The 16,288-nt window shown below is 39.0% G+C and carries 11 protein-coding genes and 1 tRNA gene; 1 reads left to right on the top strand and 11 read right to left on the bottom strand.

What is annotated here, in order from left to right:
• Positions 1-245 precede the first annotated feature (245 nt).
• The 9 genes from D0T08_RS06720 to D0T08_RS06680 form a co-directional block, all read right to left on the bottom strand.
• Positions 246-1,673, bottom strand: a complete 1,428-nt coding sequence (locus D0T08_RS06720; RefSeq protein WP_116981833.1) for a TolC family protein — start codon at positions 1,671-1,673, stop codon at positions 246-248.
• Positions 1,654-4,884 carry an efflux RND transporter permease subunit gene (locus D0T08_RS06715; protein WP_116981832.1) on the bottom strand — a complete coding sequence of 1,077 codons (3,231 nt, stop codon included), beginning with the start codon at positions 4,882-4,884 and terminating at the stop codon, positions 1,654-1,656. The genes D0T08_RS06720 and D0T08_RS06715 overlap by 20 nt, the downstream gene beginning before the upstream one ends.
• Before the next feature lie 83 nt (positions 4,885-4,967).
• Positions 4,968-6,050 carry an efflux RND transporter periplasmic adaptor subunit gene (locus D0T08_RS06710; RefSeq protein WP_116981831.1) on the bottom strand — a complete coding sequence of 361 codons (1,083 nt, stop codon included), beginning with the start codon at positions 6,048-6,050 and terminating at the stop codon, positions 4,968-4,970.
• Between the two features lie 92 nt (positions 6,051-6,142).
• The gene (locus D0T08_RS06705; protein WP_116981830.1) at positions 6,143-6,589 is read right to left on the bottom strand and encodes a hypothetical protein; all 447 of its coding nucleotides are present in this window, start codon (positions 6,587-6,589) and stop codon (positions 6,143-6,145) included.
• Positions 6,590-7,214: 625 nt separating this feature from the next.
• Complete coding sequence (locus D0T08_RS06700) at positions 7,215-9,680, bottom strand: reprolysin-like metallopeptidase (protein WP_116981829.1); 2,466 nt, start codon at positions 9,678-9,680, stop codon at positions 7,215-7,217.
• 276 nt (positions 9,681-9,956) lie between these two features.
• The gene (locus D0T08_RS06695) at positions 9,957-10,736 is read right to left on the bottom strand and encodes a TSUP family transporter (protein ID WP_116981828.1); all 780 of its coding nucleotides are present in this window, start codon (positions 10,734-10,736) and stop codon (positions 9,957-9,959) included.
• Between the two features lie 145 nt (positions 10,737-10,881).
• Entirely contained in the window at positions 10,882-11,853 is a 972-nt protein-coding gene (locus D0T08_RS06690) for an aldo/keto reductase (protein ID WP_116981827.1), read from the bottom strand.
• A 134-nt stretch (positions 11,854-11,987) separates the two neighbouring features.
• Positions 11,988-12,548, bottom strand: a complete 561-nt coding sequence (locus D0T08_RS06685; RefSeq protein ID WP_147322721.1) for a hypothetical protein — start codon at positions 12,546-12,548, stop codon at positions 11,988-11,990.
• Between the two features lie 84 nt (positions 12,549-12,632).
• Positions 12,633-14,729 (bottom strand): molybdopterin oxidoreductase family protein, encoded by a 2,097-nt coding sequence (locus D0T08_RS06680; RefSeq protein WP_116981825.1) that lies wholly within the window; start codon positions 14,727-14,729, stop codon positions 12,633-12,635.
• 244 nt (positions 14,730-14,973) lie between these two features.
• On the opposite strand from D0T08_RS06680, the gene D0T08_RS06675 reads away from it, so the two are divergent.
• Positions 14,974-15,046: transfer RNA gene (locus D0T08_RS06675), tRNA-Lys, on the top strand.
• A 149-nt stretch (positions 15,047-15,195) separates the two neighbouring features.
• On the opposite strand, the gene D0T08_RS06670 is transcribed toward D0T08_RS06675, so the two are convergent.
• Both D0T08_RS06670 and D0T08_RS06665 read right to left on the bottom strand, forming a co-directional pair.
• Positions 15,196-15,516, bottom strand: coding sequence for a MafI family immunity protein (locus tag D0T08_RS06670; RefSeq protein ID WP_116981824.1), 321 nt, complete (start codon positions 15,514-15,516; stop codon positions 15,196-15,198).
• 78 nt (positions 15,517-15,594) lie between these two features.
• On the bottom strand, positions 15,595-16,239 hold the full coding sequence (locus D0T08_RS06665) for an ankyrin repeat domain-containing protein (RefSeq protein ID WP_116981823.1): 645 nt from the start codon (positions 16,237-16,239) through the stop codon (positions 15,595-15,597).
• Between the last annotated feature and the right edge of the window lie 49 nt (positions 16,240-16,288).

The following is a 16,288-nucleotide window of genomic DNA, read 5'->3' as shown; positions in this document are numbered from 1 at the left end:
AGTGCATAATTAAGAATCTAAGTGTTTTTTTTATCTAAACTTGATTTTAAGGTCATTTTATTCATACGCCAATATTTATAAAACGAAAATACACCCATACATTATTAATATTAAGGAGAATATTAGTTTATGGTATCTTTTTTTACAACAAAATCGGTAAGCACAAGCCTACCGATTTGCCATTTTTTCCAAAACATGTTGATATTTACGAACAAATGAATATCTGAGTTCAACCACCCAATAATTTACTTCCAACCACCACCTAATGCTTTATAAATATTTACTTCGGCATTCAGTTGTTTTTTCTTAATCTCCATCAATTCCATTTTTGCTTCCAAAGCCTCTCTTTGTGTTAGCAAAACCTCGGTATAATCAGCACGTGCTGATTTGAAAAGGCTGTTGGATATTTCAATAGAGCTACTTAGGATATCTACCTGATTGGCTTTTGTTGCATAACTTTCAGAGTAATTCTTATTACCTGAGAGTTGATTGATTACCTCCAGATGTGCATTTAGGACTGTCTGCTCGTATTTGTATACTGCCTGAATCTGTTTTTCGTTGGCATTATAATAATTGGCCTTAATCGCATTTTTGTTGATTAAAGGCGCAATCAAATCGCCCAGAACATTAACGGCGATAGATTTAGGATTAATCAGATAAATAGGATTAAATGCCTGCAAACCAATCCCTGCCCGAAGCGTGATATTCGGATAAAAAGCAGCTCTTGCTACAGCAATATCCAATTTTGCAGCTTCTAATTCCTGCTCTGCCTGACGGATATCAGGACGATTACTCAATAATTGCGATGGAATACCTGCAGAGATCTTCAAAAACTGAATATTATTAAGATTGGCAGAGCTACGCTTCACCGGTTGAGGGTTTCTTGCCAACAAGAAGTTAATTCGGTTTTCGGTCTCTACAATTTGCTGTTGAATCTCATACTTAAGATTTTCGGTATTCAATACCTGCGCCGTAAAACGATTCACTGCCAACTGATTTACTCTTGCAGCCTCTTTTTGCACTTTTACCATTTCGAGCGCATCTTTCTGCAGAGTAATATTCTGTTGTACAATCTCTAATTGATTATCCAATATTACCAATTCATAATAGGAATTAGCTATCTCTGCAATCAGGTTGGTAACCACAAAATTTCTACCTTCTATGCCAGACAAATAGCGTTTTACAGCAGCGTCTTTGGCATTATGGAGTTTCTTCCAGACGTCCAACTCCCATGAAAATGTACCTAAAAGCGATTGCTCACCGATATATCTTGGCAATTTATCCGTTCTTGTTTTCGCATCTTCTTCCGAAACCCCATTCCATGTGTAATGCCCCGATTTTTCGCCACCTAAACCAGCGGTTAGAAAACCAAATGGCTGATATTCCCCTTTTCTCGCCATAATTTCATTGCGGCTGATTTCGATTTCATGAAGCATCATATTCAACTCCTGGTTGTTTTTAAGGGCTTCATCAATCAGGTCCGCAAGATTACTATCTGCAAAATAATTCCTCCAGAGAATATTTTCGGCCTTAGTAGTATCCCCATTGAGTGCATATTTGTCCGGCAATGAGTTGGTAACTGTTTTGGTAGGTAGATTTTCTACCTTACAGCTACCCAACGCAATGATCAGCACCAAAAAGAAGCCATACCTTTTAATTATTTTGTTCTTCATTTTGTTTCAGGATTTTTGAAATTAACTTTCTCAATTTGCTTTTACTAATAGTTCTGGTTTCTACCAAATCTTCACTTAACGTTACCATGGCTTCATCTTTAATTAATTTTTTTCCATCAATCATTTTACCAAAAATGTAATACAGCCCCGGCACGATTAATACCCCAAAAATAGTTCCGAACAACATACCGCCCAGAGCAGATGAGCCAATGGTTTTATTACCAACCGCACCAGCACCATGAGCGCGAACTAATGGTATCAAGCCTGCAATGAATGCAAAGGAAGTCATCAAAATAGGTCTGAAACGTGCTTTTGCCCCCTCGATGGCCGCATCAAGTACCGACATACCTTCGTTGCGTTTTTGTATGGCAAACTCCACAATCAACACGGCATTTTTACCCAGTAGACCCGTAAGCATAATCAAACCAATCTGGGCAAATACGTCATTACTCAATCCCATTCCTTTTAACAATAAGAAAGAGCCGAATATACCCGGAGGTAAGGACAGGATAACGGCCAGAGGCATGATAAAACTTTCGTATTGTGCTGCCAAAACCAGATAAACGAAGAACACTACCACCATGAAAATAATGATTGCCTCATTCCCACGACGGGCCTCATCATATGATAAGCCTTCCCATGCAATATCATAACCTTTAGGTAATTTAGTTTCAGCTACTTCACGAATCGCCTTAATGGCATCGCCCGAAGTATATCCCGGAGCAGGTACCCCATTGATAAGAGCCGATGTATATAAATTATATCTAGATATCTCGTTGGGTCCCTGTGTCTTTTTAATAGACATAAAGGCTGAATAAGGCACCATTTCGCCATGATCATTCTTTACGAACATGTTCAAAATATCCGTAGGGTCTTTTCTGTATTCTGGGTCAGCCTGAGTATACACCTTATAATAGTTATTGAAGCGTACAAAACCCTGCTCGTAGGTACTACCAATCATAATGTTCAGGTTTTCCATGGCTGCACCTACTGAAACCCCTTTTTGCATCGCCAAAACATTATTCACCACTAATTCGTATTGCGGATAATTGGCAGAATAAAAACTGAATAATCCGGTGAGTTCTTTTCTTTTTCTCAATTCTGCAACAAAATCTTTATTTACCTCATCGAATTTCTGATAGTCTACTTCGCTACCTTTATCTAATAAACGAACCGCAAAACCAGACGAAGCACCATAACCCGGTACAGCTGGTGGCTCGAAATACTCGATTACCGCCCCAATATCCTTCGTTTTTTCTTCCAACTCTTCCATCACCTCTTTCACAGATTCCTTTCTCTCCGACCAGTCTTTCAGGTTGATTAAGCAAGTACCAGCATTAGAACCCCGGCCTTCGGTAAGGATTTCATAACCTGCCATGGCCGTTACCGATTTCACACCTGGTGTTGCTTTGGCTATTTTTTGTAATTCCAGTGAAATAGCATTCGTACGTTCGAGTGTTGTACCGGGAGGTGTCTGAATAATGGCATAAATTTGCCCCTGATCTTCACCCGGGATGAAACCGGCTGGTAGAATAGTATTAATTCCTATGATACCTGCTGCAAAAATCAACAATACCCCAAAAGTCACCACTCTACGGTTCACAATTATGGTTAGTAGTTTGGTGTATTTGCCTAATAACCAATCAAATTTTCTATTGAACCAATCGATAAATTTATCTACAGGTGATTTTTTCCGAACTTGTCCATGGGTATTTTTCAAAATCATGGCACATAATACAGGTGTAAGCGTAAGAGCCACAACTCCTGAAAGTACAATTGACGAAGCCATTGTAATGGCGAATTGTCTGTAAAGTACCCCCACCGGACCTGTCATAAATGCTACCGGAACAAATACGGCTGTCATGATTAAGGTGATGGCGATAATGGCCCCGCTGATTTCGCTCAATACTTTCTGTACAGCTTTGAAGGGCGTTAAATGTTCTTCGTGCATCTTTACGTGCACAGCTTCTACTACCACAATGGCATCATCGACCACAACCCCGATAGCTAGTACTAACGCAAAGAGTGTAATAAGGTTGATACCAATCCCAAAAAACTGCATGAAAACGAATGCTCCAATTAACGAAACAGGCACCGCCAGCGTTGGAATGAGTGTAGACCGGAAATCGCCAAGGAAAAGGAATACCACTAACGAAACCAGTATAAACGCTTCTAATAGTGTATGCAATACCTGATCAATCGAAGCATTTACGAAGCTTGATACGTCATAATTGATTTCATAATCAACCCCCGGAGGAAAATTCTTTCTCAATTCTTCGAGTTTCGCTTTCACATCAGCAATAATCTGATTGGAGTTACTTCCGGGGTTTTGTTTTAATACCAATGAAGCCGATGGATAGCCGTCTTTATTGGTATAAATATCCACAAACTCACTACCGACATCTACTTTGGCGACATCTTTCAGTTTTAGAATTTCACCTTCTGCATTTGCCCTGATGATGATGTCTTTATACTGCTCAGGCTTATTAAACCAACCCTGATAAGTAAAAACGTATTCGAGCGATTGCGCTACCTTACCGGAACTTAAACCTACACGTCCCGGACGACCTAATACACTTTGTTCATCAATGGCTTTCAATACATCTTCAGCAGAAATATTATATGCTCTCATTCTGTCCGGATTCAACCAGACCCGAATGGCGAATGCTCTACTACCCACAATTTCAGAACGCCCTACACCGCTGATACGTTGTAATTCGGGAACAACCAGGTTATCAGCATAGTTGAACAAAAACTTCTGGTCATATTCTTTATCTGTACTAAAGAAGTTGACATACATCAACATACTAGGTTGTACAGGCGTAATAATAACCCCCTCACGCTGAACCAGAATAGGTAAGTTTGCCCAAACCTGATCCACACGGGTTTTTACACGGGCAGCGGCAATAGTCGGGTCAATACCAGGTTCAAAAACAATCTGTACTGTTGCCTCACTGGCACTGGTTGCATCCGACATCATGTACTGCATGCCCGGCACACCATTGATGGCACGTTCCATGATAGTCAGGGTCGATTTCACCAATACATCAGCATTCGAACCCGGGAACTCAATGAAAATATTTACCCGTGGAGGTGCTATTTCAGGAAATTGGGATATGGGGCGGGTAAAAATCGCCAATATCCCCAAAAAGACGATTGCCAGAGACATGGCAATAGCCAGTACTGGTCTTTTTATGAATTTGCTAAACATTTTTTCTGCGTTTTGTCAATACCTTACAGGTTGCGAATCGTCGCACTGTCTGAAACCCATAAGGCTTTCAATGAGATTAAAATTTACTCTGCATGAAGGTTCTTTAACTCTTCAACTACCGTCCTGTAAGGTTTAAATTTAGTTTTGATATGGTCTCCGTTTTTCACTTTACGTAAACCTTCCACTATAATTTTATCATTGGTAGACAAGCCACTGGTAACAGTATAAATATGAGGCATTTCTAATCCGGTTGTTATTTGTCTGGTTTGAACATTGCCTTTTTCATCCACCACAAATACAAATTTTTTGTCCAGAATATCGAAAGTAGCTTCCTGCGGAATCAAAAGGGCATCTTTAATATGCGAAGGCAAAAGAATTGTACCTGTTTCTCCATGTCGTAAAATACCTTCCGGATTCGGGAATGTAGCACGGAAAGCAATGTTTCCTGTTTCATTGTTAAAATCTGCCTCAATGGTTTCAAAAAGACCGTCATGGTTAAAAATCTCGTTGTTTGCCATCAGCAACTTTACTTTTTGAGGCCCTTCTTTTTTGATACGGGCAGCGTAGTCGAGATATTCAGCTTCCGGAACATTAAAATAAACCCAGAGCTTACTATTGTCCGAAAGTGTTGTTAGCAATTCTCCTTCATCTACCAGACTTCCCAATCGCATATGGAATCTATCCATTATACCACTAAAAGGAGCGTTAACTGATGTTAGACCCAGATGCGTACTTGATAATTTTAAGTCAGCTTTTTCACGGTCAAGTTTCGCTTTGGCTAAGGCCAGTTCTTGTGGCGAAACGATGTTCTTGTCAGCAAGAATTTTGGTATTCTGATACTCAATTTCAGCATATTCTACGTCAGCTTTCGACTTTTCCATTTCGGCCTGATATACCAGTGGCATAATCTGAAACATAGGTTGCCCTTGTTTGATATGCTGACCCTCATCAACATATATTTTTGTTAAATACCCTCTTTCCAAAGAGCGCAATTCTATGTGGTTACTGGCTCTGACCTGACAGACATATTCCTTGTTTATAGAAGTATCGACCTTTATCGGGCTACTTACAATAAACTCAGACACCTCTTCTTTTGTATGTTCAGCGTGGTTACAACCTGCAATATAAAATGCAGCAATTGCTAAAAAAATGATTGAATATTTCATGAATATTTTAAAAAATAAGAATGTAAGCCTATTGATTGAAAAAGAATTTCAAACTAAATAATGCCTTAAAAAACCTTTAAAAAGATAGATTTTTACTTACGTAAGTAAGAAACCATTGAATTAAATGGAATCTTCCACGAATGATGGAGCAGAAAAAAGGGAATAGTAATTCGTTTTTGAAGAGATAAATTAAAGCTTACAAACGAACTCTCTACGAAGTTGTAATTAAAATAGGATATATGTAACGGGAAATCGCTTTCAGAAGATTCATCCCCTGTACTTTCGTCAGTAGGGTCTACTTCTTCTTCAGCACTCAGAATCGATAGGAAATCGCATGGGAGCGTTGACTCCCAATCCTGAAAAATGATACTCTGCGAGTTCAGCTGATTTGCCTTAATGAAAGAAATATTGAGTCTTTCATTTCCGGTATTCGAACTATTGCCCTTAACAAAAATAGAAGTAACCAGAAATAGACCGCATACCATCCCGAATAATCGGAATGGCTGGCTTAGTCTGATATTTCCAGTCAAGATTTTCATACGTTGTGCAAAGCTACTAAACCATTTTTAATATTAATACAGTCGCCTCTCTGACTTCACTTTAACTTCTAATAAAAGCAATATAAGATTTTATCATAAATTACTGATAATCAATAAATTATAATTACAAAAAAAACAGAAAATCTTGAAATAATGAAAATTTAATGCAGAAATTTTAATGACATTTTAACTGCGTTTTAAGTATTAATTAACTAATACAAAAACTATGCAAGATACTTGAAGTGGTGAGTGGCTATGCATTCATGAATTTAGCTAACAGAAACCTCTATCCTACTCTGGTTCGTGTCGATTTTATAGGAGTACTATTGACCCAATATGATGTGTCGGGGTGAAGAATGAAACTGACAGAAATGTATATGAAACAAATGAATGCTTTAATAATTACTTATCGTGCATCGGGTGATGTTTGTAATTAAGAGAAGTGCTTGCACTAATGTGATTGTAAAGCTAAGAGGTTAAGTAGTTAAGTGTATCCTGAACAATACCCTGACTCTCACTCATCTTAACAATTTGTCAAAACAAAGGCCCTCAAATGAGGACCTTTGTGTCAAAATATCTATAAGTTTCTAAAAGATATTTAGAAGAGCATATAATTCTTAAATTATTATTGACAACCTTCTATACTAGCCTTAAAAGTGCTTCCGTTCTGCGCTTCAAAACCTGTGTTTAATATAATGGCGTTGCCTGCATTATAATTTACTTTGGCTGGCGATATAACTTTGTTGGTTGCCGTAATCGTTTGTGTAGCAGCAAATGTGGTATTGCCACTTGAAACATCAGCAGTTAGATTTACTGCCGAAGCATTCACTAAAACCGTTCCCGTTGGCACTCTCGAACTTTTAGTACCTCCGTTTTCACAAGCTGCATAATAAGTAGTATTAGTCGTTGGGCTCTGGTTCAGGCTGTTACCTGTGCCGAGCGCAGAACCACCAGTAGCAACATTATACCAGGTAACCACACCTGAGGCACAAGTAGCTGATAAAGTTACGCTTGTACCACTGCAAATAGCTGTTGAACTTACTAAAACGTTATCAGGAGGTCCAAAGCCAGCAGTAATAGAAAAGTTGCTATTAGAAATATCAAAGAAAATATTGTTGCTGCTTTCTACTTTGATTCTGGCTGTAGTAGTATTTACATTTGGAAGAATGATTGATTCGGTACCATCATTTGCCGTATTGGCAGCAAGTGTGACTGGAAATGTTAACCCTCCATCGGTTGATAGCAAAATATTTACCTGAGTGCAACTTACAGGTGCTACATTGGTATTGGCTACACTCCACGTAATTGTTCTGCTGCTATTACCAGCATAAGAACCTGCCAGATTGGTAGTCTCTAAAAATGGCCCTGAATTGGCATCAACTGTTACGGTTAACTCATTATAAGTTACTCCACCTACCCCATCCCGTACAGTCATCCGGTGTGTTGTAATAACTCCCACTGATGGCAGCTTATCTCCGATAGCCTTGTTTGTGCCGTTTAATATCGCCTCTAATCTAGGGTAATATCTTGTACCTGTAACAACAGGGGAATAACTTCTGAAAAATGGGGATTTGGAATTATCATTCAATGTAGTATGGTCTGGTATAACTGTTCCAACGTTAGTTCCTTCCCATGAATAGCTTAATACATTACTACCATTAGAATCAGAAGCATTTCCTTTTAATACAAATGGTGTTGATTTTGGAATAGTTGTATTGGCAGGAAAAACCGTAATAACCGGAACAACATTACTATTGGAAGTAGTAGTAAAACAAGTTAAAGTAGCAATGTACGCCTCCGCCTGTTGATAACTAACTGTATGAAAATTCAGAAAGGGTTGATAGGGCGTTTCGTAATCATCATTTCCGATTCCATCGCTACAGGTATAGCCATAGCTCATAATAGTAGTACCAGATCCTGGCTCAACAGAAGTTTCAGGCTCACGGGTAGTGCAAACCGGAATAGAGCTATTATAACTATGACTCATCCCAAACTGATGTCCCATCTCGTGCGCAACGAGTTGGTCGTCAAAAACAGGGGCAAAAGAACCATCACCCACGCCAGAGACCCCTGCACCTTTTGCTTCAGTGGTACAAGCCGAAGAACTGGCAGCAATGCCACCTCCTGAACCAGCCGCAGTTCCTAAAACGTGACCGATATCGTAGTTGGCAGTTCCAATCAATGAATCTAATGTTCTTTGATTTTGTTCAAGCATCGCCTCCTGGTCATTGTTGTTGTAAGGGTCAGTAGCTGTATTCGTAAAAACCAGATTCACATCACTTACTAAAGTAAATGCTACACTTAGTTCTACCCGATAAACAGCATTTATTCTATTTACATAACCAACCAGACCGGCAAATGCATTGGTAGCATTGCCATCATAAGCTGCCTGCTGGGTAAATTCAGCATCGGCTGCCATAGCTAATCGGAAAGTACGAAGCGTAGCACCTGAGTTATTAGCAGTGGTATTCGGACTCTTGATTTTATTATTTTTATCAGTATTAGGTAAATTAAATTTTGCGTCTATCACGCCACATTTATTACCAGTTCCGAGAGTAGATTTCAGGCTTTTAGGACTTACAGCATCTTTCGCAAAATAAACCCGGTACAAATGGTCTGATGTATCTTTTGATACCTTATCGTAATAGGCAGCATCGCTATCAATACCCAAAACAATCGCGTTAAAGCCTATGGCTGTAAAACTTATACGAATCGTGTAATTGGTATTCGACTGTCCTCTACCCGTATAGGTTTTAATCTCCGGATGTCTGGCAGCTACTTGTTGCGACAAGACAGGAGATTCAAACATATTGAAGGTTTCCATTTTTCCATTGGGTAAAGGGATTTCCAGTGGTAGTGCAGCACCATTACTAAACTCAAGCGATGCTTTTGATAAATAAGCCCTTAATTCATTTTCTTTCAGTTGATAAAAATCAGACTTTTTAATGTTTTTTGTAAGAGACGGGTCGGTACTTAAACGGGCAGAAGATACATTATCTGCTACAAAGAAGTTTTTCTGCGCCATTGCACCAAAAGAACATAAGAATAACAGGCTCCTATACAGAGTCGCTTTAAAATAAAAGTTTGGCATAATAAATAATAGTTAAGTAATTGACGCGCTAAAGCAGCCAATCCACTGGTTGTCAAATTTTTAAATGGTCAGTTTGAATTTCCAGTAAACGAATATGAGGAGAGAAAGCGCACTAAAGAAGCTGTAAAATAAAACTTACATAGTTTTGCTCATGACATAAGGTGAACAAAGATAAAGAAAAAAGTCTAATACTAGCCCTGAAAGACTTTTATTTCATACAATACAAAAAAAAGCTTACAAATCAACACGAATAATAAATATCAAAATAAGGTTGTTTTAAAATTCATCAAAAAGTTGCAGCACATCATACCCAAACCTAACTATCAACCCAAAAACCACAAACAGGAATATCATCCGTACAAAGGCATTGCCCCTTAGAATAGCTATTTTGCTACCTACATAAGAGCCTGCCATATTACAAATCATCATCGGGAAAGCAATCTTGAACATTACGAAGCCTTTGCTCACAAAGAAAATTAAAGAGGCCACATCAGCTATTACATTCACTACTTTTGAAATGGCTGAGGCCGATAAAAAGCTGTAGCCGATAATACTAACAAAACCAAATACTAATAAACTACCAGTACCCGGACCTACAAAGCCATTATAAAAGCCTGTTGCCATGCCTATCAACAATCCATAAAAAGGAATGGCTTGCAGACTGAAACGAAGTTTTTCGTCTTGTCCTAAGTTTTTTGTACGGTAGGTGTAAATAGCGATAAGGGTCATTAAAATCAGAATAGTAGGCTTTAAGATCAGGGCACTCATCATGCTTGATAGCAATGCACCTGAGTATGACATAATAGCCGCACCAATGCCTGAATACAATACGGTTTTCCAGGGTATCTTCACTTTTTTGGAGTACTGATAACCTGCCACTGCTGTACCCATAGATGAAGAAAAACGATTAGTACCGATTATCTGCGGTACTGAATAAGAAGGAAATAAAATAAACAAAGCGGGGACTTGCACCAAGCCCCCGCCTCCTACAATAGAGTCTATAAAACCTGCAAAAAAAGCTGCTATACAGGCGATTATTGTTGTTGTTTCGAGCATAAATGTTTGGAGAATGGAGAATGGAACAGGGAGAAAGGAAAATAGAAAAGATACCTTTTTCGGTTTTAAATTTTCTGTTTTAAATTTTTCTGTTTAAAACTTCTACGTTTTCCTTGTTCCCGCACGGCGTCCGCTTGCTCCAATTTTATTGCGACCACTCTGTCGGGGTTCTGTCCCAACGATGAGTTTTGAGTTTTAAGCGGAGATTTTCGTCTAATTTCTTGCCATCACTACTACCGATATTGGCCTCTACGTGGCGTATTTTTCTCATACCCGGTATGATGGTATGTACATCGTCATTACACAAGATGAAACGTAAGGCCATTTCAGGCATCGTCATTCCGTCTGGTACCAAAGGTTTTAAAGCATCTGCATGTTCGACGCTTGGAATGAGGTTTTCAGGTACAAAGTAAGTAGAACGCCAGTCATCGGCAGGGAAAGTAGTTTCCTTTGTCAATAAGCCTGTCAAAGTACCTTCATCAAATGGTACTCGGGCTATGACACCAATATCCATTTTTTTGCATAATGGGAATAACTCATCCTCAGGGTTCTGGTCAAAGATATTATAGATTACCTGTACTGTATCAATCAGTCCTGTTTTCAGTGTTTCCAATACATTGTTAGGCTCCCAACGATTTACACTGATACCGAAGTTTTTTACTTTACCTTCTTGTTTCAGTTTCGTAACTGCTTCTTTCCAATCATCGTTATTCGCCCAGACATCTTCCCAAACATGGAATTGTTGCAGGTCTATACAATCTACCCCCAAGTTTTTCAAACTCTTTTCTGTATACTCAATGATATGGCTCGCAGGGAAGCAATCTTCTAATAAAAAGTGTGATTTTGATGGCCACGTAAAGTTTTTAGGAGGAATCTTTGTAGCAAAATACAAGCGCTTACTGGCATATTTCTTCAATACATCTCCCAGAATCTCTTCGCTTCTTCCTGCACCATAGCCCCAGGCTGTATCAAAAAAATTACAGCCTAATTCAACCGAACGGTCAAGCGACTGACCTACTTCATCCTGGTCAGAGCCTGTCCAACCTGCTAATCCCCACATACCATATCCTATTTCACTGACGTTCCAGTCGGTACGTCCAAATCTTCTATACTCCATGTTTTGTTTATTATTATGTAGTTTTAAAATACAAAGGTTAGGAAAAATAGAGAAAGGAACACGGAGAATGGAGAAAGTATCATAAATTTAATTTTCATGTTTTTACTTTCTCCTTGTTTCCGCGCGGCGTCCGCTTACTCCTTTCTCCTATTTATAGTAGCAATAATCCATGAGATGATACCTATCAGAAATAAGGCAATGCTGATACCAAAAGCTACCCATTTGAACATACCTGCGCTGGAAGCAAAACTGGCAGCACCATCTGCTCTTTCAGGAAAGGCATTGAGCATGGCAATGATACCTGCGTTTTCAGCGAAATCGCCGATTGTAGCTAAAATTGGAAAAATATTGAGCTGTTGTATAAAGCTATCAGGTGCAAAACCTCTCTTGAAGACATAGCTCAACAGGAGAATATTAGTAATGGTATAAATAATCGGATAGATAATATCAATCACTGCTTCGGCAAAGAAGTAGTATTTTCTTCCTTCTTCTCCATAGGCAGTCAGCATATTATACGCTTCGTCAGCTGTGAAGCCAAATTTAAGGTCTAATACGCCTAGGGTATTTGTAGGGTCAAATTTACCTTGCATATAAGGTAGAATTACGGCTGAAATAATCATTTGCAAAACAAAGAATATCAGCACATTTCGACCCGAGGCATGGCGCCGAGCGAAGTTTGAAAGGGAGGTAAGCATTGCATTTGGTAAGGTTAGATCAATGAAAAGATTGATTACAAATATAAAGAAACAAGCGTATAATTTGTCTTTTAATCAACTATTTCAGCTTACTTTTTCCACTTTAACGGCTACATTATTAAAAGCTGCATTACCCGTCAATTCATCTACAACATATTCGTCTGTCAAATCATTAATGCTTACGCCTGCATATTTAGCGGCTACATCTAATTGCACACCTTTTCTTGCATGGCCATACCCATGAGGCATGCTTACTACCCCCTGCATCATATGGTCAGTAATTTCAATTGGTAGTTCTACACAACCTACTCTTGACGTTACTTTCACTATTGATAGATTATCAAGATTAAGTCTGTGTGCATCTGCTGAATGAATCATTAGAGTACATCTGTTTCGCCCTTTCACCAATCGCTCTGAATTATGCATCCACGAATTATTATCGCGCAGGTGTCTTCTGCCAATCAGGAGATAGTCAAATCCATTCTGAGTATCCGCACTTTTCAAAGATTGCTGCAATCTTTCTATATCTTTAACCAGTATATCTGGAGCTATATTAATTCGTTTATCTGGCGTCAATAAACGTTTAGGTAGACTTGGCTTCAAAGCACCCAAATCAATACCGTGAGGATTATCTCTTAGTTGTTGTAAAGAGAGTTGGTATGACCCAAATTGCAAACCCATGTCCAGTTTCACCTCTGGAGGCTCCGGATTAAAGGCTACATCAGGTGCATTATTTAGTCGATGCGCCAATTCCTGATAAATCTCCCAATCATATTTGGCGCCTTCTGCTTTCTGGAATAAGGCTTCTGAATATTTAGCCGTATTTCTAACGGCTAGTACATGGAAAGTGGTATCGTAATGGGAAACTTCTAAGCCGGTAGCAGGAGGCAAAATAATATCTGCATGACGAGTAGTTTCGTTGATATAAATATCAATAGCCACCATAAATTCCAACTGTTCAAAAGCCCTGTCTAACTGCCCGCCATTAGGCGTAGAAAGGATCGGGTTACCGCAGCTGATAACCATAGCCTTGATTTGAGATTCTCCCTCAGTCAGAATCTCTTCTGCTAAAGTCGCTACTGGCAATTCGCCTAAGAACTCAGGCAATTTCCTGACTCTGCTTTGCCAGCGATTAAATTTATTCTCTGATCTGGCTCTGGCTAGAAAATCTAAGGCAGGACTTGAAAACATAGCCCCTCCTGCTCTATCCAGATTACCGGTTAATACATTAATAGCATTAATCAGCCATTGAGCGATGCTGCCAAAAGTTTGTACAGATACCCCTACTCTACCATAGCAAACTGCTGCTTTTGCCTGAGTAAAATCGTATGCTAACTGACGGATTAGCTCAGCAGAAATACCTGTCTGTTTTTCCACTCTTTCTGGAGTGAAAGGTGCTACAATTTCTCTCAACTTTTCTACACCATCAGTAAATTCAGCTAGTCTATCTAAGCTCATAAGGTTTTCGGTAAAAATAGTTTGAATCATTGCTAATAACAGAAAAGCATCTGCTCCCGGACGGATGAAATAATGCTCATCTGCTTTTGCTGCTGTTTCGGTAAAACGGGGGTCAATCACTACTACTTTACCTCCTCTCTTCTGAATGGCTTTCAAGCGATTGGCCACGTCAGGGACCGACATAATACTGCCATTTGAAGCAATAGGGTTGCCCCCGATGATGAGCATATAATCGGTATGGTCAATATCTGGGATTGGCATCAGCATCGGGTGCCCGAACATTTGCCATGCAGCAAAATGATGGGGTAACTGGTCGGCAGAGGTAGCTGAAAACAGGTTTTTTGTATGTAGAGCCCTGGCAAAAGCCGGAGAATTCATGGAAGTACCTAAATTATGTATTGAAGGATTTCCCTGATACATACCTACAGCATTGTTTCCATATTTTACCTGAATATCTTTTATGCGACTCACCACTACTTCAAAGGCTTCTTCCCATGAAATCTGTTGCCAACTGTCTCCTACACGTTTAACAGGGAATTTTAGTCGATTAGGGTCTTCGTAAATATCTTTTAATGCTACTGCTTTCGGGCAAATATGTCCACGACTGAAAGGATCATTTTTATCTCCTTCAATTTTTGTCACTTTTCCTTCTTCTACTTTGATTTCAAGCCCACACATGGCTTCGCATAGGTTACAAGTACGGTAATGTGTTAGTGTTTGCATCGGTCTAAAGTAGCTAGTACGAATAGCAAGTTAGTAGTTTTTTGAGACACTCTTCCGAAACCGAAAATAATTTTAGCCAGATTAGTGGCAGTAATTCAAAAAAAATTAAATTTGCAAACCATAAGACCGGGCGACGTTCGTTCCGTAGCTCAGTTGGTAGAGCAATTGAGCGAACGTCGCCGGTGTACGTCACCAGCTCTTAATCAGTAGGTTGAGAGCGCAGATAGTAGAACATAAATATTAAGACTCCGTAGCTCAGTTGGTAGAGCAATTGACTCTTAATCAATGGGTCGAGAGTTCGAGCCTCTCCGGGGTCACTTCAATAAAAAGGTCTTGTAATATGATATTACAAGACCTTTTTATTAAACTATATGCATAAAATTACCTCTTAACTTTATTCTTCTTAGGATACTTTTATTTTAACGATAGGCTTTTAATTATATCAGAGACTTATTCTTTGACTTGTTTAGGAAGAATGCTTTTCTCTTATACACCCTTTTATAAAAGAATAGTTCTCAATAGGTAGTTTCAACATTTCACCTATTTTACAAATCTCAATAAAAAACTCGTTATCAATCTCAATATTGGATTCATAGATTTGAGTAATAATAGTGTCAAAGCACAGTTCGTATTCAAAAAACTCAAGAAACTCTATCGCTTCCTCTAAATATTGATTGCTTAACCCAAGCGTTTTTGCTTCTTCAATAAATAAACGAAGGCTTTGTTTTAGCTTATTTATTTTTCGCCCTTCAATAAGTGAAAGAATAATTTGTTTTAATTCACGCATATATAGTTTTACCGGAAATGCGGTTATTATAATATAACTTTAAAGTAATCTAAACTTTTTAAGTGGGCATAAATTCTTTCACCCCAACAACGCCCTCAACTCCACATCCCCCTCCTCAACCAAATCATAAATAGTCTTTCCATCGGCGTTGGGAATATTTTTGTCACCACCTGAATACAGCAGGAGCCTGATGCATTCCAGATGTCCTTCTATATATTTTTTATCTCCTGATTTCAGACCGTGAACTGCCCAGAAAAGCGGTGTTGATTTAAAGTCAATACAAAGTTTATTGAGGTCTATATTTGTAGATAAAAGTCTTTTTACCACTTTAGGTCTGCCGCACCAGGCCGCCCAATGTAGGGCTGTACCTCCGTGACATCCCGGGTGATTAATATCTGCGCCTTGGTCTATATAGAAAATAGCTACCTTATCGGCATGAAGGCTTGCTGCGGCCACAAGTGGGGTATCTTTTTTTAGTATCTTTTCACCGCCGTTAATATCTGCCCCATATTTCAGGAATAATTTTGCCATTTCTACACCCTCTTCATCTGTATAAAGTTTCGAAAATACGCCATCGCAAATCCGATGTAACGGGTGTGCTTTGGCTGTATTTGCGGTATCGTAGGGTAACCCCTCATTGGCAAGTGCGGGGTTTTGAGAAAGAATATTTCTAAGCCCTTCAAGGTCTTTTTTATTGATTAATTCTGTTATTGTCCATTCCATTGGTTTCGTCGGTATTTAGTACAAATGTTAATCAATTTTTCAGAATATC

Origin of the sequence: Emticicia sp. C21, from assembly GCF_003418935.1 — a bacterium.
In the GTDB taxonomy this organism is placed as follows: domain Bacteria; phylum Bacteroidota; class Bacteroidia; order Cytophagales; family Spirosomataceae; genus Emticicia.
This window is presented reverse-complemented; position numbering and strand designations above follow the sequence as displayed.

Coding starts and splice junctions, on each gene's coding strand:
- D0T08_RS06720 (WP_116981833.1), bottom strand. CDS start 1,673: ATGAAGAACAAAATAATTAAAAGGTATGGCTTCTTTTTGGTGCTGATC.
- D0T08_RS06715 (WP_116981832.1), bottom strand. CDS start 4,884: ATGTTTAGCAAATTCATAAAAAGACCAGTACTGGCTATTGCCATGTCT.
- D0T08_RS06705 (WP_116981830.1), bottom strand. CDS start 6,589: ATGAAAATCTTGACTGGAAATATCAGACTAAGCCAGCCATTCCGATTA.
- D0T08_RS06710 (WP_116981831.1), bottom strand. CDS start 6,050: ATGAAATATTCAATCATTTTTTTAGCAATTGCTGCATTTTATATTGCA.
- D0T08_RS06690 (WP_116981827.1), bottom strand. CDS start 11,853: ATGGAGTATAGAAGATTTGGACGTACCGACTGGAACGTCAGTGAAATA.
- D0T08_RS06685 (WP_147322721.1), bottom strand. CDS start 12,548: ATGCTTACCTCCCTTTCAAACTTCGCTCGGCGCCATGCCTCGGGTCGA.
- D0T08_RS06700 (WP_116981829.1), bottom strand. CDS start 9,680: ATGCCAAACTTTTATTTTAAAGCGACTCTGTATAGGAGCCTGTTATTC.
- D0T08_RS06670 (WP_116981824.1), bottom strand. CDS start 15,516: ATGCGTGAATTAAAACAAATTATTCTTTCACTTATTGAAGGGCGAAAA.
- D0T08_RS06680 (WP_116981825.1), bottom strand. CDS start 14,729: ATGCAAACACTAACACATTACCGTACTTGTAACCTATGCGAAGCCATG.
- D0T08_RS06695 (WP_116981828.1), bottom strand. CDS start 10,736: ATGCTCGAAACAACAACAATAATCGCCTGTATAGCAGCTTTTTTTGCA.
- D0T08_RS06665 (WP_116981823.1), bottom strand. CDS start 16,239: ATGGAATGGACAATAACAGAATTAATCAATAAAAAAGACCTTGAAGGG.